21 protein-coding genes are annotated in these 23758 nt (G+C 73.2%); 11 read left to right on the top strand and 10 right to left on the bottom strand.

What is annotated here, in order from left to right; translation table 11 throughout:
* Positions 1–3: 3 nt before the first annotated feature.
* From ACFWP3_RS11890 to hemL, 3 genes are all read right to left on the bottom strand, one after another.
* Positions 4–1236 (bottom strand): hypothetical protein, encoded by a 1233-nt coding sequence (locus ACFWP3_RS11890; RefSeq protein WP_384219111.1) that lies wholly within the window; start codon positions 1234–1236, stop codon positions 4–6.
* A gap of 143 nt (positions 1237–1379) precedes the next feature.
* Positions 1380–2060, bottom strand: coding sequence for a histidine phosphatase family protein (locus ACFWP3_RS11885; RefSeq protein WP_384219108.1), 681 nt, complete (start codon positions 2058–2060; stop codon positions 1380–1382).
* Positions 2057–3379, bottom strand: coding sequence for a glutamate-1-semialdehyde 2,1-aminomutase (gene hemL / locus ACFWP3_RS11880; RefSeq protein WP_384219106.1), 1323 nt, complete (start codon positions 3377–3379; stop codon positions 2057–2059). Before hemL ends, ACFWP3_RS11885 begins: the two co-directional genes overlap by 4 nt.
* Positions 3380–3683: 304 nt before the next feature.
* On the opposite strand from hemL, the gene ACFWP3_RS11875 reads away from it, so the two are divergent.
* On the top strand, positions 3684–4121 hold the full coding sequence (locus tag ACFWP3_RS11875) for a hypothetical protein (protein ID WP_030161262.1): 438 nt from the start codon (positions 3684–3686) through the stop codon (positions 4119–4121).
* A gap of 55 nt (positions 4122–4176) precedes the next feature.
* Here the strand turns inward: ACFWP3_RS11875 and ACFWP3_RS11870 are convergent, their stop codons facing one another.
* The 6 genes from ACFWP3_RS11870 to ACFWP3_RS11845 form a co-directional block, all read right to left on the bottom strand.
* Entirely contained in the window at positions 4177–4878 is a 702-nt protein-coding gene (locus ACFWP3_RS11870; RefSeq protein ID WP_384219103.1) for a response regulator, read from the bottom strand.
* A 91-nt stretch (positions 4879–4969) separates the two neighbouring features.
* Entirely contained in the window at positions 4970–5809 is an 840-nt protein-coding gene (locus ACFWP3_RS11865) for a serine hydrolase domain-containing protein (protein ID WP_384219102.1), read from the bottom strand.
* Positions 5810–5821: 12 nt separating this feature from the next.
* Entirely contained in the window at positions 5822–7153 is a 1332-nt protein-coding gene (locus ACFWP3_RS11860) for a DCC1-like thiol-disulfide oxidoreductase family protein (protein ID WP_384219099.1), read from the bottom strand.
* Entirely contained in the window at positions 7150–7782 is a 633-nt protein-coding gene (locus ACFWP3_RS11855) for a DUF5819 family protein (protein ID WP_384219096.1), read from the bottom strand. Before ACFWP3_RS11855 ends, ACFWP3_RS11860 begins: the two co-directional genes overlap by 4 nt.
* Before the next feature lie 11 nt (positions 7783–7793).
* Complete coding sequence (locus ACFWP3_RS11850) at positions 7794–8105, bottom strand: hypothetical protein (RefSeq protein ID WP_384219094.1); 312 nt, start codon at positions 8103–8105, stop codon at positions 7794–7796.
* A gap of 68 nt (positions 8106–8173) precedes the next feature.
* Positions 8174–9550, bottom strand: coding sequence for a sensor histidine kinase (locus ACFWP3_RS11845; protein WP_384219091.1), 1377 nt, complete (start codon positions 9548–9550; stop codon positions 8174–8176).
* A 202-nt stretch (positions 9551–9752) separates the two neighbouring features.
* Between ACFWP3_RS11845 and ACFWP3_RS11840 the strand changes: the two genes are divergently transcribed.
* Positions 9753–11813, top strand: coding sequence for a DUF4157 domain-containing protein (locus ACFWP3_RS11840; protein WP_384219089.1), 2061 nt, complete (start codon positions 9753–9755; stop codon positions 11811–11813).
* A gap of 218 nt (positions 11814–12031) precedes the next feature.
* Here ACFWP3_RS11840 and ACFWP3_RS11835 read toward each other — a convergent pair whose 3' ends face one another.
* A complete protein-coding gene (locus ACFWP3_RS11835; protein WP_384219086.1) occupies positions 12032–13399 on the bottom strand; it encodes a hydrolytic protein in 1368 nt (455 codons plus the stop codon).
* 168 nt (positions 13400–13567) lie between these two features.
* Between ACFWP3_RS11835 and ACFWP3_RS11830 the strand changes: the two genes are divergently transcribed.
* The 9 genes from ACFWP3_RS11830 to ACFWP3_RS11790 form a co-directional block, all read left to right on the top strand.
* Entirely contained in the window at positions 13568–14239 is a 672-nt protein-coding gene (locus ACFWP3_RS11830) for a LuxR C-terminal-related transcriptional regulator (RefSeq protein ID WP_384219083.1), read from the top strand.
* A 176-nt stretch (positions 14240–14415) separates the two neighbouring features.
* A complete protein-coding gene (locus tag ACFWP3_RS11825; RefSeq protein WP_384219081.1) occupies positions 14416–17577 on the top strand; it encodes a hypothetical protein in 3162 nt (1053 codons plus the stop codon).
* Positions 17574–18278 carry a DUF4255 domain-containing protein gene (locus ACFWP3_RS11820; protein ID WP_384219078.1) on the top strand — a complete coding sequence of 235 codons (705 nt, stop codon included), beginning with the start codon at positions 17574–17576 and terminating at the stop codon, positions 18276–18278. Before ACFWP3_RS11825 ends, ACFWP3_RS11820 begins: the two co-directional genes overlap by 4 nt.
* Positions 18275–20626: an ATP-binding protein gene (locus tag ACFWP3_RS11815; protein WP_384219076.1), complete on the top strand. Its 2352-nt coding sequence runs from the start codon at positions 18275–18277 to the stop codon at positions 20624–20626. Before ACFWP3_RS11820 ends, ACFWP3_RS11815 begins: the two co-directional genes overlap by 4 nt.
* A 180-nt stretch (positions 20627–20806) precedes the next feature.
* Complete coding sequence (locus ACFWP3_RS11810; protein ID WP_384219073.1) at positions 20807–22363, top strand: phage tail sheath family protein; 1557 nt, start codon at positions 20807–20809, stop codon at positions 22361–22363.
* 38 nt (positions 22364–22401) lie between these two features.
* On the top strand, positions 22402–22842 hold the full coding sequence (locus ACFWP3_RS11805) for a phage tail protein (protein ID WP_030388073.1): 441 nt from the start codon (positions 22402–22404) through the stop codon (positions 22840–22842).
* Positions 22839–23366, top strand: a complete 528-nt coding sequence (locus ACFWP3_RS11800; protein ID WP_384219070.1) for a hypothetical protein — start codon at positions 22839–22841, stop codon at positions 23364–23366. The genes ACFWP3_RS11805 and ACFWP3_RS11800 overlap by 4 nt, the downstream gene beginning before the upstream one ends.
* A complete protein-coding gene (locus ACFWP3_RS11795; RefSeq protein ID WP_167739575.1) occupies positions 23363–23521 on the top strand; it encodes a DUF6760 family protein in 159 nt (52 codons plus the stop codon). The genes ACFWP3_RS11800 and ACFWP3_RS11795 overlap by 4 nt, the downstream gene beginning before the upstream one ends.
* 4 nt (positions 23522–23525) lie before the next feature.
* A partial coding sequence (locus ACFWP3_RS11790) for a hypothetical protein (RefSeq protein ID WP_384219067.1) occupies positions 23526–23758 on the top strand: 233 nt, incomplete at its 3' end.

The raw sequence follows: 23758 nt of genomic DNA, 5'->3' as shown, positions 1-23758 counted from the left end.
TGGTCAGGCAGCGGCGAGGTACGCGGCCCAGCCGACGCCGGGCGACTGGCCGGGGCCCAGGGCGCGGAGCTTGGCGAGCACCTTGGGGTCCTGGACGTCCAGCCAGTCGGTGAACTGCCGGAAGGATACGAGCCGTACATCCCTTTTGTCCGCCATGCCCTTGAGGGCTTCCTCGACGGCGTCCATGTAGATGCCGCCGTTCCACTCCTCGAAGTGGTTGCCGATGAAGAGCGGCGCGCGGTTGGTCTCGTAGGCCCGCCGGAAGCCGCCGAGGTAGGTGGCGGTGGCCTGGGCGCGCCAGCCCGGGTAGTGGGCGGGGACGCCCCTGGTGGTGCTCTTCGACTGGTTGGCGAGGATGTTGTAGTCCATCGACAGCACCTCGAAGGAGTGCCCGGGGAAGGGCAGCGACTGGAGCGGCAGGTCCCAGACGCCCGCCTTCTTCACCGGCCAGACCTGGAGGCCGCCGGGCGAGCTGGAGTCGTAGCGCCAGCCCAGCTCGCGGGCGGTCGGCAGCAGGCTCTCCTGGCCGAGCAGGCACGGGGTGCGGGCGCCGGCCAGTTCCTTGCGGTAGTCGAAGGGCAGCGGTTCGACGTCGGTGAAGCCGGTGTTCGTGCGCCAGTTGGTGACGAAGGACACGGCCTGGTCGATCTCGCTCCGCCAGTCCTGCGGGGTCCACCTGCCGACCGAGCCGGCCCCGCCGCAGAAGTGGCCGTTGAAGTGGGTGCCTATCTCGTGCCCGTCGAGCCAGGCCTCGCGGACGTACTTGAGGGTGGCGCGGACGTTCTCGTCCTTGAGGTAGCCGATGTCGGAGGCCCCGACGGGGTTGTTCGGCGGGTGGTAGAGGGCCCTCTTCGACTCGGGCAGGAGGTAGATGCCCGAGAGGAAGAAGGTCATGCCCGCGCCGTGGTCCTTGGCGAGCTTGAGGAAGCGCGGGAAGAGGCCGTTGCCGATCTCGCCCGCGCCGTCCCAGCTGAACACGACGAACTGCGGCGGGACCTCGCCCGGCTGGAGGGGCACGGGCTTGTCCGGCTGGTGGGGCTGCGGCCCGGTGTCGGCGGTGGAGCCGTCGCCGATCGGCCTGGCCGGGGGCGGCCCGGGGGGCTCGGTGGCCGGCGGGCCGGGTTCGCCCGGACCCGATCCGCCACCGCCGCAGCCCGCGATGCCCGCGGCCGCGGCACCCAGTCCGAGCCCGAGCCCGAGCAAGCCCCTCCGACTGACACCCCTGAAGTCGCGCATGTCACCGTCCCGTCGTCAGACCCAAGAGCCATGTTCCGTTATATAAACGGACAATTAGCCTGAGTTTGTGCGCTGACACGGTGATTCCCGCGCGTCTTGTATTTATTTAGGCAAAGCCGTAACAGATCGTCACAGAATGCGGATCAGGCGCCGAAGGCCTTGGACTTGCCCTTCACCGGCTTCGCCCCGGCCAGCAGGTGCGCCGGCACCAGGTCCCGGGCCGGCTCGCTGTAGCCCACCGACACCAGCCGGTCGCCCTGGTACGTGAAGGACGTCATCGAGGCGAGCGTGCACTGGCGGCGGCGCGGGTCGTGCCACAGCCGGCGCTTCTCCGCGAAGCTGCGCACGATCCAGATCGGCAGCTGGTGGCTGACCGCCACCGCCTCGTGGCCGCGGGCCGCGTCGCGCGCGGCCTCCAGCGCGCTCGTCATCCGGACCACCTGCTCGACGTACGGCTCGCCCCAGGACGGCTTGAACGGGTTCGTCAGGTGCTTCCAGTTGCCGGGCTTGCGCAGCGCGCCGTCGCCGACGCCGAAGGTCTTGCCCTCGAAGACGTTCTCCGCCTCCAGCAGCCGCCGGTCCGTGGCCAGGTCCAGGCCGTGGCTCTTGGCGATCGGCGCCGCCGTCTCCTGGGCCCGCTCCAGCGGGGAGGACACCACGTAGGTGATGTCCCGGGCCTCCAGGTGCTCGGCGACCCGGTCCGCCATCTGCCGGCCCAGCTCGGACAGGTGGTAGCCGTCCCGGCGCCCGTACAGGACCCCCTCCGGGTTGTGCACCTCGCCGTGGCGCACCAGGTGGACGACGGTGATCTCGCTGCTGCTCATGCGGTGGCCTCCGCGGCGGCCCGGGCCGCGGCCGGCAGGGCCGCCGCGATCCGCTCGACCGCCCGCTCGTCGTGGGCGGTGGACACGAACCAGGACTCGAAGGCGGACGGCGGCAGGTAGACGCCCTGCGCCAGCATCGAGTGGAAGAAGCCGTTGAAGCGGAAGGACTCCTGCTTCTTGGCGTCGTCGTAGTTGCGCACCTCGTCCTCGGTGAAGAAGACCGAGAACATGCTGGACGCGGTCTGCACCCGGTGCGCCACGCCCTCCTTGGCGAGCGCCGCGGTCACCAGCCCCTGGATCTCCTTCGAGACCGCGCCCACCTTCTCGTACGCGGCGTCGTCCAGCAGGCGCAGCTGCGCGAGGCCGGCGGCGGTGGCGATCGGGTTCCCGGAGAGCGTGCCCGCCTGGTAGACCGGGCCGGCCGGGGCCAGGTGGCCCATGACGTCGGCGCGGCCGCCGAAGGCCGCGGCCGGGAAGCCGCCGCCCATGACCTTGCCGAAGGTCATCAGGTCGGGCCTGACCCCGTCCACGCCGTACCAGCCGGCGCGGGAGGTCCGGAAACCGGTCATGACCTCGTCGGAGATGTACAGGGCGCCGTTCTCGCGGCAGAGGTCGGCGAGCCCCTGGTTGAAGCCCTCGGCCGGGGTCACGACGCCCATGTTGCCGGGCGCGGCCTCGGTGATCACACAGGCGATCTCGCCGGGGTGCGCGGCGAAGGCCGCCCGGACCGCTTCGATGTCGTTGTAGGGCAGCACGATCGTGTCGCCGGCCTGCGCGCCCGTCACCCCGGGAGTGTCCGGCAGCGCGAAGGTCGCGAGCCCGGAACCGGCGGCGGCCAGCAGCGCGTCCACGTGGCCGTGGTAGCAGCCTGCGAACTTCACGACCTTGGCCCGGCCGGTGAACCCGCGGGCCAGCCGGATCGCCGACATCGTGGCCTCCGTACCGGAGGAGACGAGCCTCACCTGCTCGACGGGGGCGACGCGGGCGACGATCTCCTCGGCGAGCGCGACCTCGCCCTCGCCGGGCGTGCCGAAGGAGGTGCCGCGGGCCACGGCCGCCTGGACCGCCCCGATCACCTCGGGGTGGGAATGGCCGAGGATCATCGGGCCCCACGAGCACACGAGGTCGACGTACTCGCGGCCGTCGGCATCGGTGAGGTACGGACCGGTGCCGGACACCATGAACCGGGGCGTACCGCCCACGGCTCGGAAGGCGCGCACCGGAGAGTTCACGCCGCCGGGGGTCACGAGGGAGGCGCGCTCGAAGAGCGTCTGCGAAACTGGGGCTTCATACGGGTACGGGTAGCTCACACCAGCCATGGTCTCAGAGGCCGCGACAGACTTGCGGACGGGCGTTTCACCGCGCCGCCGCGGGGGAGGTCACTGCCATGATGATCAGGCTGCGTGGCGGGGGCCGCGGGGCCGGGGCAAGCAAGACCAGTCGGGTGGAGATATGCAACGCGGTGGTGGACCGGGCGAGGGTACGGACGGCCTGGACCCGCAGCGCGCCCGCGAGGCCCGTGAAGCCCGCCGCCGGGGCAAGCACCGCCGCCGCTCCACGGAGGCGGCCGACGCGGTCCCGGGCCCGGCGGAAGCACCCGACGGCCTCCCCAGGGGCCGCGGCATGGGCGTGACGTACAAGTACTTCGGCGCCCCCGACGGCGCGACGGCGGCCCGCGTCCCGGTCACGATGCGCCCCGAGGAGCTCGGCGGCGACGAGCTCGGCATGGGCGGCCTGTTCACCAAGATCAAGCCGGAGACGGTGGCCGCGATGGTCCTGACCGGCATCGAGGGCATACCCCTTCACAAGGTGCCCCCGCTGGAGCTGGTCGTCCTCCACCCCGACTACGCGGTGGTCAAGCTCCCCATGACGGTGGTGGACCCGCTGCGCGGCATCGGCGAGGAATCGGTGGGCGCGGCCGCGTTCATCTGGTCCACCGTCCCGGACCGCGGCGGCCCGCGCGACGCGTTCAACGTCTACCAGCTCCTGCACGAGTGGCAGGACTTCTCCCACCGCCTCCACGAGGCCGGCCACCAGCCGTACTGCCTGGTCTGGCCCTGACCCGAGTCCCTTGACCCTCCGGGGGCGGCCCTTCCGGGGGGCTGCCCGGCCCGGCTCAGGTCCTGGCGTCACCACGCCGGCCGGTGGCGCGTTCGGGCCCCGGCTCCGCCACCTGGTTCGCGAGCAGTCCGCTGCGCTCGGCCGCCAGCGCGGCCTGCACCCGGTTGGTGGCCCTGAGCTTGGCCAGGATGGCGCTGACGTGTTCCTTCACGGTGCCGAGGCCCAGGTACGTCCTGCCCGCGATGTCGGTGTTGGTCAGGCCCTCGGCGAGCAGACCCAGCACCTCGTGCTCGCGCTCGGTCAGCTGGGGCCGGGGTACGCCCGCCGGCAGGCGCCCGTGCAGGGCGAGATGGCCGTCGATGACGGTGTTGCCGGGCCGGGGAGAGAGCGCGATGCCGCCGGAGGCGATGAAGCGCACCATCGGCGCCAGATGCTCCGGGTCGGTGTCCTTGAGCAGGAAACCCGCGGCGCCGGCCTGGAGGGCACTGGTGAGGTGGTCGTCGGTGTCGAAGGTGGTCAGCATGCACACGGCCGGGGGAACCGGGAGTTCGCGGATGCGCCGCAGCACCGTGAGCCCGTCGACGTCCGGCATCCGGATGTCGAGGAGCACCGCGTCCGCGCCGTGTTCCGTGACGGCCTCGACGGCTCCCACACCGGTGGTGAGGGCGACGACATCGATGTCACCCTCCGTCGAGAGGATGCGCTGGAGTCCGGTCCGGACGAGGGCTTCGTCGTCCACGATCACGACCTTGATCACCAGAACTCCGTTCACAGATGCCAAGAAGGTCTCACCCGCGGCCGGGCGGGCGACGCCGGAGATCATAATGGCGTCGCCCCGGCCCGGGGCCTCAGAGTCCCGGGCGCCGGGAGGCCGCGAGGGCCTCACCGCCCAGCCGGTCCGTGGTGGCGGGGGACCCTCCGAGCCGGTGGAGGAGCGTCCAGCGGCCGTCGGGGAGCGCGGCCGCGAAGACCGAGGCCCCTTCGGTGGCACCGTTGTGCCAGATCACCGCGCCGGTCTTCCTCCAGGTCGGGGCGGGCGGCCCGAGGAGCTTGTCCACGAGCAGTCCCGTGAGGAGTCGGGCGGCGGCCCGGGGAGTGGCCCACAGGCCTCCCGCGGGCAGGATGGCGCCGTCCATGGCCCACGGCTTGCGCGGCCGGTTCAGCAAGCTGCCCGTCGCGAGCAGGCGTTGCTCCGCCGGGGGGTGCGCCGTCATCTCGTCGATGCCCAGGGGCTCGAGGACATGGGTGTGCACGAGCTTCTCGTACGGAACCCCGGCAGCGGCGGACAGAGCCGAACCGAGCAGCGCGTACCCGAGGTTGGAGTACTCCTCGGACGCACCGGGCGGGGCCGTGGCCAGCTCGCCGAGACCGGCGAGCAGCCCGTCCAGGGCCGCCTGGCCGAAACCGCCGTACGGGTCCTTGCGCGGCAGGCCCTGGGGCTGGCGGGGCAGACCGGAGGTGTGCTCCGCCAGGTGTAACAGGGTGATGCCGCTGCCGGGCGGGGTGTCGAGCCAGCGCTCGATCGGATCGTCCACGCTCAGGATGCCGGCCTCGGCCATGCGCATGAGCGCGGTGCCCGTGACGACTTTGGTCAGAGATCCGATCTGCACGTAGCCGTCGGTGCTGTGACCGTGGGTGACACGGGGTTCGACCCCGTTGCCGAGGAGGCAGCTGGGCGTCCGGAACACGGAAGGCCCCTTTCAGGTGCGCTTGCTGGAGCTGGGCAATGTACAGGCATTCGAACTGCCCGGCATGCGCTGCCTGTTGTCCGCTACCCAGCGGTATCCGACGGCCGCGCACGCCCTGAGGCCGGGTGCGCGCAGCAGGACCGACGCCAGCCGGTACCGGCGGACGGGCGAGTCCCGTACGAAGTGCGCCAGTGCCTGGGCCCCGCCGGCCAGCACCCGCCCGTCCGCGAGGAGCAGCACCTCACGGTCCAGTCGTGCCACGTGCGGGTCGGTGTCCTCGGCCGGAAGCGACTGCCAGGGCGCGGCGCGCAACGCGGGCCGGGCCCGGGTGGTGATCCGGTCCACGGCGGCCTGGCAGAACCCGCAGTCCCCGTCGAAGGCCAGGACGGCCCCGGCCGGGAGGGGTTCCCGCCGTCGCAGGGCGGTGCGGGCCCGGTGCAGCGCGGTCTCCAGCGCCCCGCTCAGGAACACGAGGTCGCACGCCACCATCGTCAGGGCGAAGCCGGTCAGGCCCATGACGAAGCCGATGGAGACGTGGAAGCCGATGGACACGACGGCGGCCCAGGGGCGCAGTCGTGGGACGAGTACGCCCAGGGGGAAGTACACGAGGAACAGCGTGGTGGAGTACGTGCCGATGAAGACGAGGTAGTCGTTGCCGTACACGAGCTCGGACACGCCGGGCAGTCGGAATTCGGACACGCGCAGCACGTAGAACAGCGCCGTGCCGTCCTGCCACATCCGCCCCTGCACCTTGTAGAGCCCGCTGACCACGTAGACCAGGCACATCTGGACGGCGACGGCGAGCACGCCGAGGTTGTGCAGGGGTGTGGACAGCGACCTCAGGACCGGGGGGACGCGCCGGGCGAGGGTGCGGGCCAGACCGGTGGGGAAGGACAGCCGCTCGTAGCAGCGCGTCAGCAGCAGCATCGGGATGACGACGTAGGCGAGGTTGTCCCCGCCGTCGAGGAGCACGGGCTGCCGCTGGTAGATCGACCAGAGCAGGACCCAGTGCACGGCGAGTACGGGCCGTCCGCCGACACCGCAGGTGACGGCCAGCGCGGCCAGGATTCCCGCGTGGAAGACGATCTCGAACCACAGCGTGGAACTGCTCAGGGTGTAGAGGCTGAACGTGCCGCCCTCGTGGACCTTCGCGGTGAACTCCGCCCAGGGGTACACCCCGTCCGGGCCGAAGAGGAAACCGCGGTCGCCGTACTGGCTCGCGTAGTACATGAAGCCGACGAAGCCGAGGAGCAGGCGGGTGCCGCTGACGCCGAGGACGCTGAAGGGACGGCTTCCGGCCGTGTCGAGCAGCTCGGTCAGCCGGAGTTTCCGGGTCTGGCTCACTTGAGGTCCCCGGTCTTCAGCCAGTCCATGTCGTAGGCGTCCACCTTGCTCTCGGCGGCCGGATTGTGCCGCTCCGACCAGGGCGGGAGCTGCTCGATGTACATGCGGACCTGTACCTGTTCGGGCGGGGCGCCGTCGCCACAGACGCCGGCGGGCAGCTGGGTGAGGGAGTAGCGGGAGACGAAGCGCAGGGCTTCGCCCTGCGAGGTCTTCTCGTACGGCATGAGGGGCAGTTCGGTCTTCTTCTTCGCCCGCTCGGTCTCCCGAAGGCGGGCCAGCACGGGGTCGGAACCGCTGAGCTGCTGCATGTTCCCGGTCACCAGCCGCGACATGTGCGAGGGGAAGAACCGGCTGTTCTGCGCCGCCGCGATGTACCTCGACGTCACGTCGTGGAAGGGGGTGACCGAGCCGTCGCGGCATTGGGCGCGGGCCAGGATGCCCCGGTTCTCCGACAGCGGGTCGGGGGCGAAGAGCATCCAGTTCTGTGCGGAGTACGGCTCCAGATAGGCGGCGACCGTGTCGAAGTGCCGGACCTTCATCGGGGTGAGCGGCATCTGGGAGAAGGCCGCGGCCGCGAAGTGAAGGCCCAGGAGGGCGGCACCGACGAGCAGTGCCACCCTCCTGGTCAAGCGGTGATCTCTCACTTGTCGAAGACCGTCTCGACGGACGCGCCCTCGGGGATGCCGGCCGGGCTGACTCCGCCGACCATGTTCGCGAACTCTCCGGCGGCGTTGGCCACCGACGAGCAGGCGGCCTTGCCGTGCACCCAGGCCTTGCCCGCGGCCTTGCCGACCCAGGAGCCCAGCCCCGCCGGAGCGTTGCTCGGGCCCTCGGCGGACGCGACCGTGGTGGCGACCTCCTGGCCGGTTGCGGCCTGCGCCGAACCCTGGGTGGCGATGAGCAGGGCCGCCCCGCCGAGGGCCACGCCGACGCCTGCCAGTACCTTCTTCATTCTGTTCACTTGCCTCTCTCGTGTATCCCTGCCCGCGGCACGCAGGTGTGGATCGCCGCGCGGCAGCTTCACGCGGGCGGCCCACCGGATCTCGGCGCCCCTCCCGCTCGAGGACCATGCTTTCGGCGCCACCTGGCCTTTCGGCACCCGTCACCTGGCCGGCCCGTCCGGCCAAGTGGTTTCACCCGGGGCCGAAACACCCTGCGCATCGCCGTGGCCGGTCGGCCGGGGCTGCTCACGGGGACGCGCACCTGGGCCGGAAAGGCGGCGGTCACGAGGTGCCCGCCCTCGCCGGTGGCGCCGGCCTCGAAGGTGCCGCCGACGAGGTGGACGCGTTCCGCCAGCCCGATGAGGCCGAAGCCGCCGGAGGGCAGGTCCGCGACCGGGTACGGGCCGGGATTCGGGTACGGGCCCGGCTGCGGGTCCCGGCTCGAACCGGCGGGTCCGGGCGGGCCGTTGTGGACCCGCAGGCGCAGGTAGCCGTCGGCCTCGTGGAGCCGCACGCCCACGGCCGCGCCCGGCGCGTGCTTGCGTACGTTGGTCAGCGCTTCCTGGACCGTCCGGTACACCGCGTGCTGCACCGGGTCGGGCCACCGGCTCGGGCATTCGGAGGCCGGCCGCAGGAGGCGCGGGTCGATGTGCGCCTCGACCTCGAGCCGGCAGTCGCGGATGAGCTGCGGCAGATCGGACAGCCGGGGCCGGGGCGCGGAGGCATCGGCGCGGCCGCCGCCGACCCGCAGCACCCCGACGACCTGGCGCAGCTCGTCCAGGGTGCGGGCGGCCATGGTGCGCACGGCGCGGGCGGCGTCCCGTACGGCGGGGTCGGAGGTGGTCATCTGCAGGGCGGCGGCCTCGACGCTGATCAGACTCACCTGATGCGCGACTACGTCGTGCATCTCGCGGGCGAGACGCGCGCGTTCGGCCGCCAGCAGCCGCTCGGCCAGCAGCGGTTCGGCGCGGGCGTGCGCCGCGGCGAGTTCGTCGATGCGTCCGGTGAGCTGCTCGCGGATGCCGACGAGCAGGCCCAGCGCGATGGGCAGGACGGCTTCGCCGAGGAAGACCATCAGGATCGCGTAGTCGTTGGGGGTGTCCCACGTGGCGTCTTCCGGGTTGAGCGTGATCCCGCTGCCCAGGAGGAAGACGCCCGCGCATCCGGCGGTCACCCGGCGACGGGCGGTCATGACGACCACCGTGTACAGCGCGATCATGGAGGGGACGAAGCCGCCCCAGTACATCGCGGGCAGCGTGGCGAGGAACGTGGCGATCGGCCATCGGCGACGGCCCAGTACGACCACGGGCATCGCGCCCAGGACCACCGTCGCCCACAACGGTTCCCAGGATGCGTGACCGTCGGCGTACACCCACTCCAGCTGGGCGGCGATGTCGACGGCGGCAGCGCACGCCGGTAACAACAGGAACAGGGCCCGGCGTGCTTTCACGGACACGGGCTCACTCCGAACAACATGCTTCTCCCCCTAAGTTACTGCTCGGTTACTTTGTAACCATAGGTCCCGGTGGCCGCGGGCCCGCAGCAGCCCGCGCGGCGGTGCGGTCTTCCCCCGGATATGGCCGAAGGGGCATGCCGGAAGGGCCGGTTCCGCAGGTAAGCAGGGTGCGTTCCGCAGCATCCGACGAGAGGCACGGCCCATGCGTATCCCCGCCCGCGACAAGGCATCGGCCGATGCCGCCAAGGAGGGCCCGGCCCAGGTCCGGCCGGCACGTCCCGGTGAGGAGCGGGCCCCCGCCGCTCCCGCGTCGGCCTCGCTGCCGGCGCTCCAGCGGTCCGTCGGCAACGCGGCGGTGACGCGCATGCTCGCGGCGGGCCACGGCGCCGGCCCCGGGCACGAGGACGCGGCGGTCCAGCGGGCGACGGCGCACCAGGTGCTGCGCACGCCCGGGCGGCCCCTCGACGCGCCCCTGCGCGAGGAGATGGAGAGCCGGCTCGGCGCCGACTTCTCCGACGTACGGGTCCACTCCGATCCCCTCGCCCAGCGTTCCGCGGCCGAGATCGGCGCCCGGGCGTACACCTCGGGCAGCCATGTGGTGGTCACGGACGGCGGGAAGGACAAGCACACCCTCGCCCACGAGCTGACCCACGTCATCCAGCAGCGGCAGGGGCCCGTCTCGGGCACGGACACGGGCCACGGGCTGCGGGTCAGCGATCCCGGCGACCGCTTCGAGCGGGAGGCCGAGGCCAACGCGAGCCGGGTGATGGCGGGGCCCGCGCCCGACGTGCAGCGCTCGGCCTGCGCGGAGCACGGCGCGCACGCGCACGCGTCCGGCGGGCGGGCCGTCGTCCAGCGCAAGGGGCCCGAGGAGCTCGGCACCTCGCTGCCGGCCGACCCGCCGCGGGGCAACCTGTTCGGCCGGTTCATGGCGAAGACCCGTGCGATGCCGGCGCCGTCGGAGGACCTGGTGGCGCGGGTGCGGGCGGGCATCGCCGCGTACGACGCCGACACCAACCGCGACCCGATGCACTGCATGATGGCGCTGACGGACCTCACGCAGGAGTTCGCCCCGGCCGAGGAGGACGCGGCCGCGGCCGTCAAGCCCTGGCTGTCGGCCGCACTCAAGGTCATCAAGGACGAGCTGGTGCTGGTGAACGACCAGCTCGTCCGCGACAACGAGTTCCCCGACGGGGCGCGGCCGCCGTTCGAGGCGATGACGCAGAACGGCATGCTGTGGCAGCAGGAGCAGTGGGCCGACAGCGCCGCCGCGTTCCAGATGCACGGGGCGAGCTACTTCCGCGAGCTGTCGGAGCTCAACCGGGCGGGCATGGCCAAGGAGATCAACGGGGGCAAGGGCGACCGGAACTGGGTCGCCGACGTCCGCACCAAGCTGTCGTCCGCGCTCGACCGGAGCGTGCTGTGCCACTACACCGGCAAGTCCCGGGCCGAGGCGATGCTCTCCCAGGGGCAGATGAAGTCCAAGACCGAGCTGATCAAGGCGAACCCGGACGCGCCGAACAACTCGGAGGCGTACGACAAGCACGTGCTGGCCAACGAGGGCTTCGTGTTCTTCTTCCTGGAGGTGGAGAACAGCCCGTTCCGCGAGACGCGGTTCGGCGGCGAGGAGCCCGCCCGCATCCAGATCCCCCTCACCAGGTCCCCCCTGATGAGCCAGGGCTGGCTGATGCTCAGCGACTTCGCGCAGCGCGAGTACCCCACCGTCCGCGCCAAGCCCGAGGACCCGGCGCAGACGCAGAGCCGGCTGGGCACCCGCGAGGAGACCTTCTCGCCCGGATTCGACCTGCCGGTGCGCAAGTTCGACATCGGGGCGGCGGCGGGCGCCGACGCGCTGGACATGGAGAAGGTCACGGAGGCGATGGGCAACGAGTCGGACCCGGACCGCCGGCGCCAGATCATGTTCGCCACCACCCAGGCGCTGTCGGACCCGCACAGCACCATGACCTACGGCGGCGGCGACCAGGAGCAGGTCCACTCCGAGCGGCTGCGCTCCAACACCCTGATGGGCCGGGACATCGTGCCGGGCCTGGTGGAGCGGGCCATCGTGGAGATCCAGCGCCTCGGAGAGGTCAACCCGCAGCTCGCGGACCGGCTCAAGGCGATGTCCGGCGCCGATCTGATGCGCTTCCTGCTCAAGGACCTGCTGCGGCCCCAGGCGATGCTGCCGAACACGGTCGACCTGAGCGGAGCCACGGTGGTCCTGGCCTCCGGCGAGCAGGTGACGGCGCCGGCCACGCACTGACCGGAGCTCCCGACCTAGTCGCGATCAAGCCAACTTTTCGGCACGACCAACTGGCATCCAGCGGCCCCGAGTTCACTGCTCCGGGGCCGCTGGAATGAGAACGAATGGCCGAAGAACGGACATCTGTCCGGATATCGAGTACCGGTTTCCGGACGGAACGGGAGAGGCGCCCTTTGTCCTCGCGCCCTACCTGACCGAGTATGTCTGTTCCGCTCGGGTCACCTGAGGTCGCTGAGTACACCGCTCACGTTGAGCACCTCGTGGCATTCCTGCGCCTGACGACCGGTGGCAGGGGTGCCCGGCTTCGCACAGGTCACCTGGACGGTCACAGTCTGACTCTCGGTGATGCTGATGGGGGTGACCCAGTGGTAGTCCTGGTTGCGGAACGTCTCCAGCGCGATCGTCGTGATCTTGCGGTCGCCGAAGCTGATGGTCACCACCCCCTCGTCACCCTGGAAGTTGGCGACGACGATGTCCGTGATCCCGAACGCCTTGCCCGCGGGCACCGTGTAGGCACCGGTGTTGGTCTGCCCGCCCGCGGTCTGCAGGTCGATGGTGGCCGAGCTCTGCTGGCCCCCGCCGCCCCCACCGGACCCGGCACCGGCTCCCGCCCCGGCACCCGCACCGCCGCCGCCCGTCCCGGGCTGGGGGCTCTTGCCCCCGCCGCCCGGCTGGGCGCCGCCGCCGGCGCCCGGGGTCTGCCCGGCGGCGTCCGCGGCGGGCGTCGGCCGGTTCTGGACGGCCTGGTCGGCGGCCTCCTTGGCGGTGCTGCGCACGGCGGGGCGCACCAGCATGAACCAGGCGAGCAGCAGCGCGAGCAGCGCGGCCAGGAGCGCGAGCAGCCAGGTCGGGAAGATCGGGATCTGGACGAACTCCACCTCCAGCGGGGCCCGTACGGGGTCCGGCTCGGCCCGCTCGGCGCGCTCCGCCCGGTCCGCAGCAGCCTCGCCGTCGCCTTCGGCGGCCTCGGCCACCTCGACGGTGAACGGCCAGGCCACCGGGGCCCCGAACCACACCGGCGTGCCGGCGCGGACCTTCAGCACCACCTCCGCCGACTCGCCCGGCTCCAGCTTCAGGGCCGCGGGGGCGAAGTCGAACTTCAGCTCCTCGCCCGGCTGCGCGGGCGTGAATCCGAGCCGTACGGGGGCGTTGCCCTCGTTGCGCACGGCCAGTCGATAGCGCCCGCGCAGCCAGCCGCGGCGGCGTTTGGGAGCGCTCTCTGCCCGGAGCTCCCGGAACTCCTCGATGTGCACGGTCGTCTCGGGGACCCGCACCGACTCGGGCTGCTCGGTGGGCAGCACGCCCACGGCGAGCGGCATGTCGCCCGCCCGCACCTGCGAGGAACGCGGCGGGTCCAGGCGGATCGTCACCGTTTCCGAGGTGCCCGGATAGAGGGAGAGGCGCTCGGGTTCCACCGTGGTCCACGCAGCGCAGTCGCCGACGACCTCCAGGCGGTACGCCTCGACGATGTCGCTGTCGTTGCGGACGGTCAGGCTGGTGGATGCGGTCCCGCCGGGCATCACCGACACCGCCGGGATGTCGAGGCCGGGCGCGCCAGGGCTGGAAGAGGCTGCTGGGGATATCACACCACGACGCTAGGGCGGCCGGTCCGCCGTTTCCAAGGGCGCGGGGGCAACGCTCCGGGCAGCCCCGATGCCCCCGCGGGCTCCTCACAACTCCTCGTCCCGAAGCACTCGTTGACCATTCCTCCCCTCCCGTATCCCGACATACGCATCCCGGAACAGGTACGCCACATGCCCCAGCCTGAGAACTACGGACCCGCCCCCTCATCCGGCGCCGGCCAACGGGTCACCGTGGCCGTGTACGCGTCGGACCCGATCCTGCGCGTCGGGGTCGTCCACCAGCTGCGCCAGCGGCCGGAGATCGCGCTCGTCGACCACGCGGACGCCGACACCGCGCAGGTCTCGCTCGTGACCGTGGACACCGTGGACGACGAGACCGCCGCCCTGCTGTACCGGCTGCGGCACAACTCCGACACCCGCACCGGGCTCGTGGTCGGCACCTTCGAATCCGGGGACGCCCTCCAGCGCGCCATCGAATGCGGGGTCACCGCGGTGCTCCGGCGCACCGAGGCCGACCAGGACCGGCTCCTGCGCCTGGTCCTGGCGATAGCCAACGGCGAGGGCGTGCTCCCCGGCGACCTGCTCGCGAAGCTCCTCGACCACGTCGGCAGCCTCCAGCGCTCGGCCCTCGACCCGCGCGCGGTGTCCCTGTCCACCCTGACCCCGCGCGAGGCGGACATGCTGCGCCTGGTGTCGGAGGGCATGGACACCGCGGAGATCGCGCGCAAGACCTCGTACTCCGAACGGACCGTCAAGAACGTGCTGCACGAGGTCATCACACGGCTGCAACTGCGCAACCGCACGCACGCGGTCGGGTACGCCCTGCGCAACGGGCTGATCTGACCGTACGGCGGCCCCGGCGACCCGCCGGCGGGGGCGGACCACCCGCACCACTGCCCGAAAGCGCACCCGGTGCTTCCCCCGGGTCCGGCCCCGCGGCCCTGCCGGTACCCGGCGGCGGGGCCGCAGGGTGGCGGGGTCATACGTAGATGCTGCACCCGACGGTGAGGTGGACCCTGATGGGCACGGGTGGATCCGGCGGCCGGCGACCCCGCTGGGGGAGAGTCGGCGCGTCTCTGCTGCTGGTGATCCCCCTGCTCGCGGTGACGGCGGCGACCGGCCCCGGCGACGCCGAGGCACGCACCCTCGCGGCCGACGCCGGCGACAGCCGGGTGGCGTACGCGGGAACCCGCCACCGCAGCCTGGGCCGGGTGGCGACCGGCACGTCCAGCACGCCCCTGTTCGGGGAGGGCCCGGCGCACCAGGACCTGCAGCCCTCCGCACGGGGCGACCGGCTGGTCTTCGCCAGCCGCCGCGACGAGCGGAACCCGCAGGTCTACCTGCGGTCCGCGGACGGCTCGGTACGCCGCCTGACCGGCGGTATGGACGCGGCGAACCCGCAGCTGACCCCCGACGGCCGGTCGGTCGTCTTCGACTCCGCGCCGCCCTCCGCGTCCGGCGGCGGCAGCCAGCGCGACCTGTGGCTGGTGCGCACCGACGGCACCGGCCTCACCCGGCTGACGGACACCCCCGCGAACGAGGAGAACCCGACGCTCTCGCCCGACGGCGGACGTCTGGCGTACTCCAGCGACGAGGACAGGGCCGCCGGACGGCAGGTCCACGTACGCGCCCTGCGGGGCGGGACCGCCACCCGCGTCTCCGACCCCGCCAACGGCACGGCCACCGAGCCGGCGTGGAACCCGGTGGACGACGCGGCGAACCGCGACGTCATCGCCTACACCGCCACCGGACCGGCCGGGCCCCGCCTGCGCTGGACCGACGGGCGCGGCGGCGGCCCGCTGCTGGCGGGCGCCCAGGCAGGCTGGCGCACCCACGGGGCAGCCTGGCTGCCCGACGGGAACGGGCTGCTCTTCCTCAGCCCGGACCGCACCTGTGAATGCAAGGGCGACTGGGACCACGTCTTCCGGGTGCCCGTGCATTCGCCCGACACACCCCAGCTCGTGCTCAGCGAGGACCGCGAGGTCGGCTCGCCCACCTGGCTCGGCCCGCTGAACGGCGGCGGCACCGTGGTCGAGCGGACCTCGGCGGCCGGTCCGCACGTGGTGACCCTCCAGGACGCCCGGATGGACGGCTCCGACCCCCGCGACCTCGGCCTGACCATCCTCAAGGAGGACCCGGCGGCCGACACCAACACCGACCCGGCCAAGGACCCGCTGTTCCAGCCCGCCCCCGGGTCCGACCCGTGGACCGAGCGGCAGAACTACACACCCGACGGGCGCAGGATCGTGGTGACCCGCTTCGAGGACACCCCCGACGGGCGGATCGAACGGATCTGGATGGTGGACGCCGACGGTTCGCGCCCGGCGCCCCTGCCGCTCGCCGGCCGCGGCCCCAAGGACTGGGACACCGACCCGACGTTCTCCCCCGACGGCAAGTCCCTGGCCTTCACCCGGACCTCGCCCGGCGGCGTCGGCGACGCCGCCGGCCCCTCGCGCATCCTGATCGCGGACGCCGCCACCGGCGCGCTCCGCGGCGAGATCACCCCGCCCGCCGGCCAGCCGCGGGGCGGCGACGCCCAGCCCACCTGGTCCTCCGACGGCACCACACTGGCCTTCACCCGCAACCTCGTCATCAACGGCCACGGCGGCAACAAGCACGTCTGGACCGTGCCCGTGGACCGCCTGGACCAGCAGCGCGACCTGAGCGCCGGCGTCTGCTTCGGCGCCTGCGAAGTCATCGACGACAGCCCGGCCTTCTCCCCCGACGGCGCCACCATCGCCTTCAACCGCAAGAACGGCGGCGGCCGCGTCGACGAGCGCAGCGGCATCCTGCTCGCCTCCGCGACGGGCGGCGCCTGCCGGGTCCTGCTGCCCGACGCCGCCCGCGACGTGCCGGGCGCCTGCGGCCGGGAACTGCCCGAACCCACCGGCAAGGGGCCGTTCCAGCCCCGCGACGCCGCCTGGACCGCCGACGGCAAGAGCCTGGTGCTCAGCGCCCGCGGCGCCCGGGCCGCCAACAGCCCGGAGAAGCTGAAGCTCGTGGACGTCGCCACCGGCGCCCACAACCTGCTCGTCACCGGCCTGCCGGGCCGCCAGAAGGAACCGAGCGTGCAGCAGTCCGTGGACCTCGCCGTCCGGGCACCGGACAAGGCCGCACCGGTCACCGTCGGCGGCTCCACCACCCTGCGGGTCGACGTCGTCAACCACGGACCGGCGGCCTCGCCCGGGACCCGGCTGACCATCGCGCCCCCGCTCGGGGTCGGCGTCACCGGGCTCACCGCACCCGGCGCCACCTGCGACGCGGCCGCGCTGACCTGCACCCTGGGCGTCGTGCGCCCCGGCACCACCGTCCCGGTGACCGTCACCCTCACCGGCCTCACCCCCGGCGACCAGCCCATCGCCTGGTCGGTCACCGGCACCGTGCTCGACCCCCGCCCCAGCGACAACACCGACCGGACCGTCGTACCGGTCCGCGAGGCGCCCGTACCCCCGACGCCCACCCCCGCCCCGCCGACCCCGACCCCCGCCCCGCCGGTCCCGAAGCCCACGCCGCAGCCCGAGCCGCCGGCGCCGCCGGCCGGTCCCGGCGTACGCGTCACGGCGCAGCCCAATCCCGGCTACGTGGGCGGCCGCGTCGTCGTCACCTACACCGTCGTCAACGGCCAGGGCGCCCTGGCCACCGGCCTGCGGCTGCGCATCGGCCTGCCCGCGGGCATCCCCAACGGCGGGCCGCCGCCGGGCTGCGACCAGAGCTGGCTGTGCGCCCTGCCGGACCTGGCACCGGGCGCCCGGACCGTCCTCCAGGTCGTCCTGAGCCCCGACAAGGCCCTCACCGGCCGGGTGACCGGCAACCTCACCACCACCGGCACCGACGCCGACCCCGGCGACAACACCGCCGAGCAGCAGCTGCGCATCCTCCAGCCGCGCATCGTCGCCGTGCCGCCGATCGGCAAGCCCGGCTTCGTCACCTCGGTGCGCGGCGAGGACTTCCCGCCCGGCGCGCCGGTGCGGTTCGCGTGGAAGCCGGGCATCACGGCGGCGGCCGCGCCGACCGTCCCGCTGCCCGACGGCACGTTCATCGGCCAGCTGCTCATCCTCGCCAAGGACCAGACCGGACCCCGGACCATCACCGCGAGCGGACCCGGCTTCTCGCCGGTGCAGACCGACTTCCTCGTGGTCAGCGGTACGGTCCAGCCGCCGGACGAGGTGACCCGCCGGTGATCCACGAGGTCGACGAGGCACTGCGCCGGCTGCTGGCGGAGTCCGGCCTGGAGGCGTCGGGCGTCGAGGTGGTCTTCGACGCGCCGACGCGTGACTGGGCGGCGCGCCGCAGCGCGCCCACCGTCTGCGTGTTCCTGTACGACATCCGCGAGGACCACACCCGGCGCGGCAGCGGCGCGGGCGAGGTGTACGACGCGGACGGGTTCGTCGTCGCGCGCCGCACCCCGCCCCGCTGGTTCGACCTGACGTACCTGGTCACCGCGTGGGCGAGCCGGCCGCAGGACGAGCACCGGCTGCTCTCCCAGGTGCTGGCCCGCCTCGTGTCCACCGACACGCTGCCCCAGCACCTGCTGGTCGGCACGCTCGCCGAACTCGGCCTGCTCGTGGACGTGGACGCGGGCGGCACCGGCATGGACGCGCCGGCCGCCTCCGACGTGTGGTCGGCGCTGGGCGGCGAGCTGAAGCCGTCCCTGGGGCTGCGCGTGAAGGCCCCGCTGGCCGGCATCGGCAGCGTCGCGTCCCCGCCGGTCACCGAGGGGCTCGTCGTACGGTCCGTGCCGCGGGCCGAGCCGGACGGGACCGAGAACGCGCGCCGGCTGCGCTACGCCGAGCTGGGCGAACCGGGCCCGGAGGGCTTCAGCGGCCCCCGGCAACGGCCGAACGCCCCCGCGCGCCGCCGCCGAGGAGAACGCCAGCCATGACCCACACCCTCAACCCGACGGCCCCGACGCAGGCCCCGACGGCCCCGGCGGCTGCGACGGCTGCGGCTCCGGCCCAGCTCCCGGCGCCGGCACAGGTCGAGACCGCGACCCAGGCCCCGGAGCCGGCCCAACTCGCGGCGCAGGCACCGACCCCGGCCCCGGCGCAGGCACCGGCCTCGGCTCCGGCTCCGGCGCAGGCCTCGGACTCGGCGCAAGCCCCGGCCTCGGCCCCGGCCGAGACCCCCGTCCCGTACCTCTGGGAGCGGCTTCGGGTCGTCGAGGGGCGGGTGCGGCGGGCCGTGGCGGCCCGGCGCGCCGTCGATCCCGATCCCGACGACCCCTACCGGGGCCAGTACCTCACCCCCGAGGCGGCCGCGCGCATCCTGGACGCACCGCACGGCCACGGCCCGCACCCGCCCGCCGCGGCCGACCCGGCCGACCCCGCCGACCCGCCGCCCGGCTCGCCGCTCGAGGTCCTCGCCGCGCGCTTCGCGCTGGCCCCGATCGACCTCGACCTGCTGCTGATCACCCTGGCCCCGGACCTCGACGCCCGCTTCGAGCAGCTCTACGGCTACCTCAACGACGACCTGACCCGCCGCCGGCCCACCGTCGGCCTCGCCCTCGAACTGTGCGGCCGCACCGGCTCCGCGGCCGCGCGGTTCCGGCTCTCCCCCACCGCCCCGCTCGTCGCGGGCGGGCTGCTCGAGGTGACCGAGCCCGAACGGCCGCCCCTGTCCCGGGTGCTGGCCGTCCCCGACCGGGTCACCGCCCACCTGCTCGGCGGCACCTCGCCCGACCCGCGGCTGGCCGACGTACTCGGCGAGGCCACCGAGGATCCGGCCGTCGACCCGGCCGAGCTGCACCGGGCCGTCGCCGCCGCAGGCAGCGGCACCGGCCACGTCCACCTGCGGACCCGCGGCGGCGACCCGGTCGGCCTGGCCGCGGCCGCCCTGCGCGCGAACGGGCCCGCCCCCCTCGCCCTGGACGCCGCCGCGCTCGCCCACCACGCCCGCGCCGTGCCCGAACTGGCCCGCGCCACCGCCCGCGAGGCCCGCCTCACGGGAGCCGGCGTACTGCTCGGGCCGGTGGAGGAGCTGCCCGACAAACCCGATGAGCGGGCCCGCGTCCTGCGCACGCTGTGCACGGAACTGCGCGGCATCCCCCTGTTCACGTACGGAACGAGCGGCTGGGAGCCGGCCTGGGCGGCCGACACCCCCGTCACCCTCACGGTGGCGGCCCCGGCCCCCGACCGGCACGTCATCCGCTGGCGCCTCGCGCTGGAACGGGCCGCCGACGGCCACGGCGCCTCGGGCGGCGGGGCCGGGACGGGGGCCGGGGACGGGGCCGGGCCCGGCGACGTCGACGCCCTCGCCCGGTCCGTGTCCGCGCACCGGCTCGACGCGGGCCAGCTGCGCCGCGCCGCCGGCACCGCCGTCCGCACGGCCGCGCTCGACGGCCGCCCGGTCTCCCCCGAGGACCTGCGCACCGCCGTACGGGCCCAGAACGGCGCGGGGCTCGCCCGGCTCGCCCGCCGGGTGGAGCCCGCGGTGGGCTGGGACGACCTGGTGCTGCCCGCCCCCACCCACCGCAGCCTGCGCGAACTCGCCGTCCGCGCCCGCCACCGCGACCAGGTGCTCGGCCAGTGGGGCATGCGGCCCGGCGGCGGGCGCGGGCGCGGGGTGATCGCCCTGTTCGCGGGGTCCTCCGGCACCGGCAAGACCATGTCCGCCGAGGTCGTCGCGGCCGACCTGGGCATGGACCTGTACGTCGTGGACCTGTCCACGGTCGTCGACAAGTACGTCGGCGAGACCGAGAAGAACCTGGAGCGGATCTTCACCGAGGCCTCGGCCGTCAACGCGGTGCTGCTGTTCGACGAGGCCGACGCGATCTTCGGCAAGCGCTCGGAGGTCAAGGACTCCCACGACAAGCACGCCAACATGGAGTCGGCCTATCTGCTCCAGCGGATGGAGTCCTTCGACGGCATCGCCATCCTGACCACCAACCTGCGGGCCAACCTCGACGAGGCGTTCACCCGCCGCCTGGACGTGGTCGCCGACTTCCCGGTGCCCGACGCGGCCCAGCGGCTCGCCCTGTGGGAGCGCTGCCTGGGCGACCTGCTGCCCCGGGCCGGCGACCTCGATCTCGCCTTCTGCGCCGACCGGTTCGAGCTCGCCGGGGGATCGATCCGAGCCTGCGCGGTCACCGCCGCCTACTTCGCGGCCGCCGCGGGTGAGCCGCTGACCATGCCCCAGGTGGTGAAGGCCGTCGCCCAGGAGTACCGCAAGCTCGGACGGCTGCTCCTGGAGGGCGAGTTCGGACCGTACGTGGACCAGGTCACACACCTCTGAGCCGGGCGGCGCCGGACCGGCCGGGCCCGCTGCCTGGCAGGTCCGGCGGCGGCGACCACGAGGGCAGCGCACTTGCCCCCGCCCAGGTCCGTACGTCTCTGCCGGCGGCGGCGGCAGCCGGAAAGGCTGTGGACAGACCTGATCACGGAAGAACGTGAACGCAAGAGCGAAGGAGCGAGCATGCCGACGTACCTCACCCCGGGCGTGTACGTGGAGGAGGTGCAGTCCGGTGCTCGCCCGATCGAAGGGGTCGGCACCGCCGTCGCCGCGTTCGTCGGGTTCGCCCAGAGCGGCCCGTTCCACGAGCCCACCCTCGTCACCAGCTGGGACCAGTACCACCAGCACTTCGGCGGCTTCACCGAGGGCACCTACCTGGCCCACGCCGTCTACGGGTACTTCGCCAACGGCGGCGGCGCCGCGTACGTCGTCCGCATCGGCGGATCGGCCCAGGACGCCTCCGCCCCGGCCGCCGCCGGCGGACGCCCCCAGACCCGCGCGGTGGAGCCGGCCGAGCTCGGCGGCTTCCTGCTCTCGGCCCGGCCCGGCGTCACCGGCGTCTCCGTGGAGATCGCCGCCGCGGACGGCGAGAACCCGCCCGAGGACCGCTTCAAGCTCCTGGTCCGCCAGGGCGAGCAGGTCGCCGAGAGCTACGAGGTGTCCGCCCGGAAGAACGTCAAGGGCTACCTCGTCACCCAGGCCCGCGCCTCGAAGCTGATCGAGGTCACCGAGCAGCGCGGCGCCACCCAGACCCGGCCCGCCGTCCAGACCGTGGCCCTGGCCGACGCCCCCGCCGCACCCGCCACCACCGGCCAGGGCGGCGTGGCCCGCCTCGACCCGGCGGAGTACGTCGGCGACGCGGCCGCCCGCACCGGGTTCGCCGGCCTGGAGACCATCGACGAGATCACCATGGTCGCGGTGCCGGACCTGATGAGCGCCTACCAGCGCGGCGACATCGACTCCGAGGGCGTCCGCACCGTGCAGCTCGCGGTGATCTCGCACTGCGAGCAGATGGGCGACCGCGTGGCCGTCCTGGACACCCCGCCCGGGCTGTCCGCGCAGCAGGTCCGCAACTGGCGCAACGACGAGGCCGGTTACGACTCGCGCTACGCCACCCTCTACTACCCGTGGGTGCGGGTCTTCGACCCGGCCGCCGGCCGCAACACCACCGTCCCGCCGAGCGGCCACATCGCCGGCGTGTGGGCGCGCAGCGACGCCGAGCGCGGCGTGCACAAGGCCCCCGCCAACGAGGTCATCCGCGGCGCGGTCGACCTGGAGCTGCGCCTGAGCAAGGGCGAGCAGGACCTGCTCAACCCGATCGGCGTCAACTGCGTACGGGCCTTCCCCGGCCGGGGCATCCGGATCTGGGGCGCCCGCACCCTGTCCTCCGACCCGGCCTGGCGCTACCTGAACGTGCGCCGCCTCTTCAACTACCTGGAGGAGTCCATCCTCCTGGGCACCCAGTGGGTGGTCTTCGAGCCGAACGACGACCGGCTCTGGTCGAGCATCCGGCGCAACGTCACCGCGTTCCTCACCGAGGAGTGGCGCCGCGGCGCGCTGTTCGGCCGCACGGCGGCGGAGGCGTTCTACGTCAAGTGCGACCGGGACAACAACCCGCAGGAGTCGATCGACCAGGGCCGCGTGGTCTGCGAGATCGGCGTCTCGCCGGTCAAGCCCGCCGAGTTCGTGGTGTTCCGGCTGGCCCAGTTCTCCGACAGCACCAGTCTCGTCGACGAGTGACCCTCCGGGGCAGCAGCAAGGAAAGGTGAAGGACAGTCATGGCAGAGGGCGATGCTCTTTCCACCCATATCTTCGGCGTACAGCTCGGCGGCTACCTGGTCGAATCGATCCAGGAGATCAGCGGGCTGACCGTCGAGGAAGAGGTCGTCGAGGTCCGCCAGGTCAGCGCGGAGGGCAAGCAGATCATCCGCAAGCAGCCCGGCGCGCGCCAGGCGGGCGAGGTCACGATCACCCGGGGACTCGACAAGAGCAGCGAGTTCACCAAGTGGATCAAGGAGACCCTGAACAACGGGGCCGTCGACACCGCTCGGCAGAACCTCACCATCGAGATCAAGGACTCCACGGGCGCCACCGTGCGCCGCATCCAGCTGATGCAGGGCTGGGCCTCCAAGTGGGAGGGCCCCTCCCTCAAGGCGGGCGAGTCCGCCGCGGCCACCGAGTCCGTGACCATCGTGTTCGAGGAGATCATCGTCGAATGAGGCGCCGTACGGTCACCGCGGGCAGCCTGGAGGAGATCCTCCAGGTCACGGCGCCCACCCAGACCCCGGAGCAGGCGGCGGTACCCCCGGCCGCCGCCGCTCCGGCTTCGGCTTCGGCCTCGGCCTCGGCTTCGGCTTCGCGCGAGGACCACGGGCTGCGCACCGAGTTCGAGTTCGAGCTGCCGCGCGGGTACGTGGACGAGGCGGGCACCGTGCACCGGCACGGCTCGATGCGCCTGGCCACCGCCCGCGACGAGCTGCGCCCGCAGATCGACCTGCGGGTCAAGGAGAACCCGGCGTACCTGAGCGTGGTCCTGCTCAGCCAGGTGATCACCCGGCTGGGCACGATCACCGACGTGCACGCCGGGGTGGTGGAGCGGATGTACGCGACCGACGTCGCGTTCCTCCAGGACTTCTACCGGCGCGTCAACAGCGAGGGCCACACCCGTGCGGCCGTCACCTGCCCGCACTGCGAAGGCGGCTTCGAGGTCGACCTCTCCGGTGGGCGCCTGGGGGAATCGTGACGTACGCCCTCCCCCGGCTCAGGGAGGAGATCGCGTACATCGCCTACCACTTCCACTGGCAACGCGACGAGATCCTCGACCTGACCCACGGCGAGCGACAGGAGTGGGTCACCGAGATAGCTCGTATCAACACCCGTGTGAACGAAGGCGGTTGAGCACATGGCATGGCGGGACAGGCTGCGTCGGCGCGCCGCCGTGCCGGACGCCGCGACCGGAGGGCGCACAACGCCCCCGGACCCGACGCCCTCGGACGGCCCGACGCCGTCGGACGCGGCGCCCTCCGGCGGCGCGGCGTCCGGCGGCGCACCCTCCGGTGGCGCGGCGTCCGGCGGCGCACCCTCCGGCGGCGCACCCTCCGGCGGCGCACCCTCCGGCGGCGCACCCTCCGGCGG

The organism is Streptomyces sp. NPDC058525 (assembly GCF_042719495.1).
In the GTDB taxonomy this organism is placed as follows: domain Bacteria; phylum Actinomycetota; class Actinomycetes; order Streptomycetales; family Streptomycetaceae; genus Streptomyces.
The sequence above is the reverse complement of the archived record's forward strand: the minus strand, read 5'-3'. Positions and strand labels throughout refer to the sequence as shown.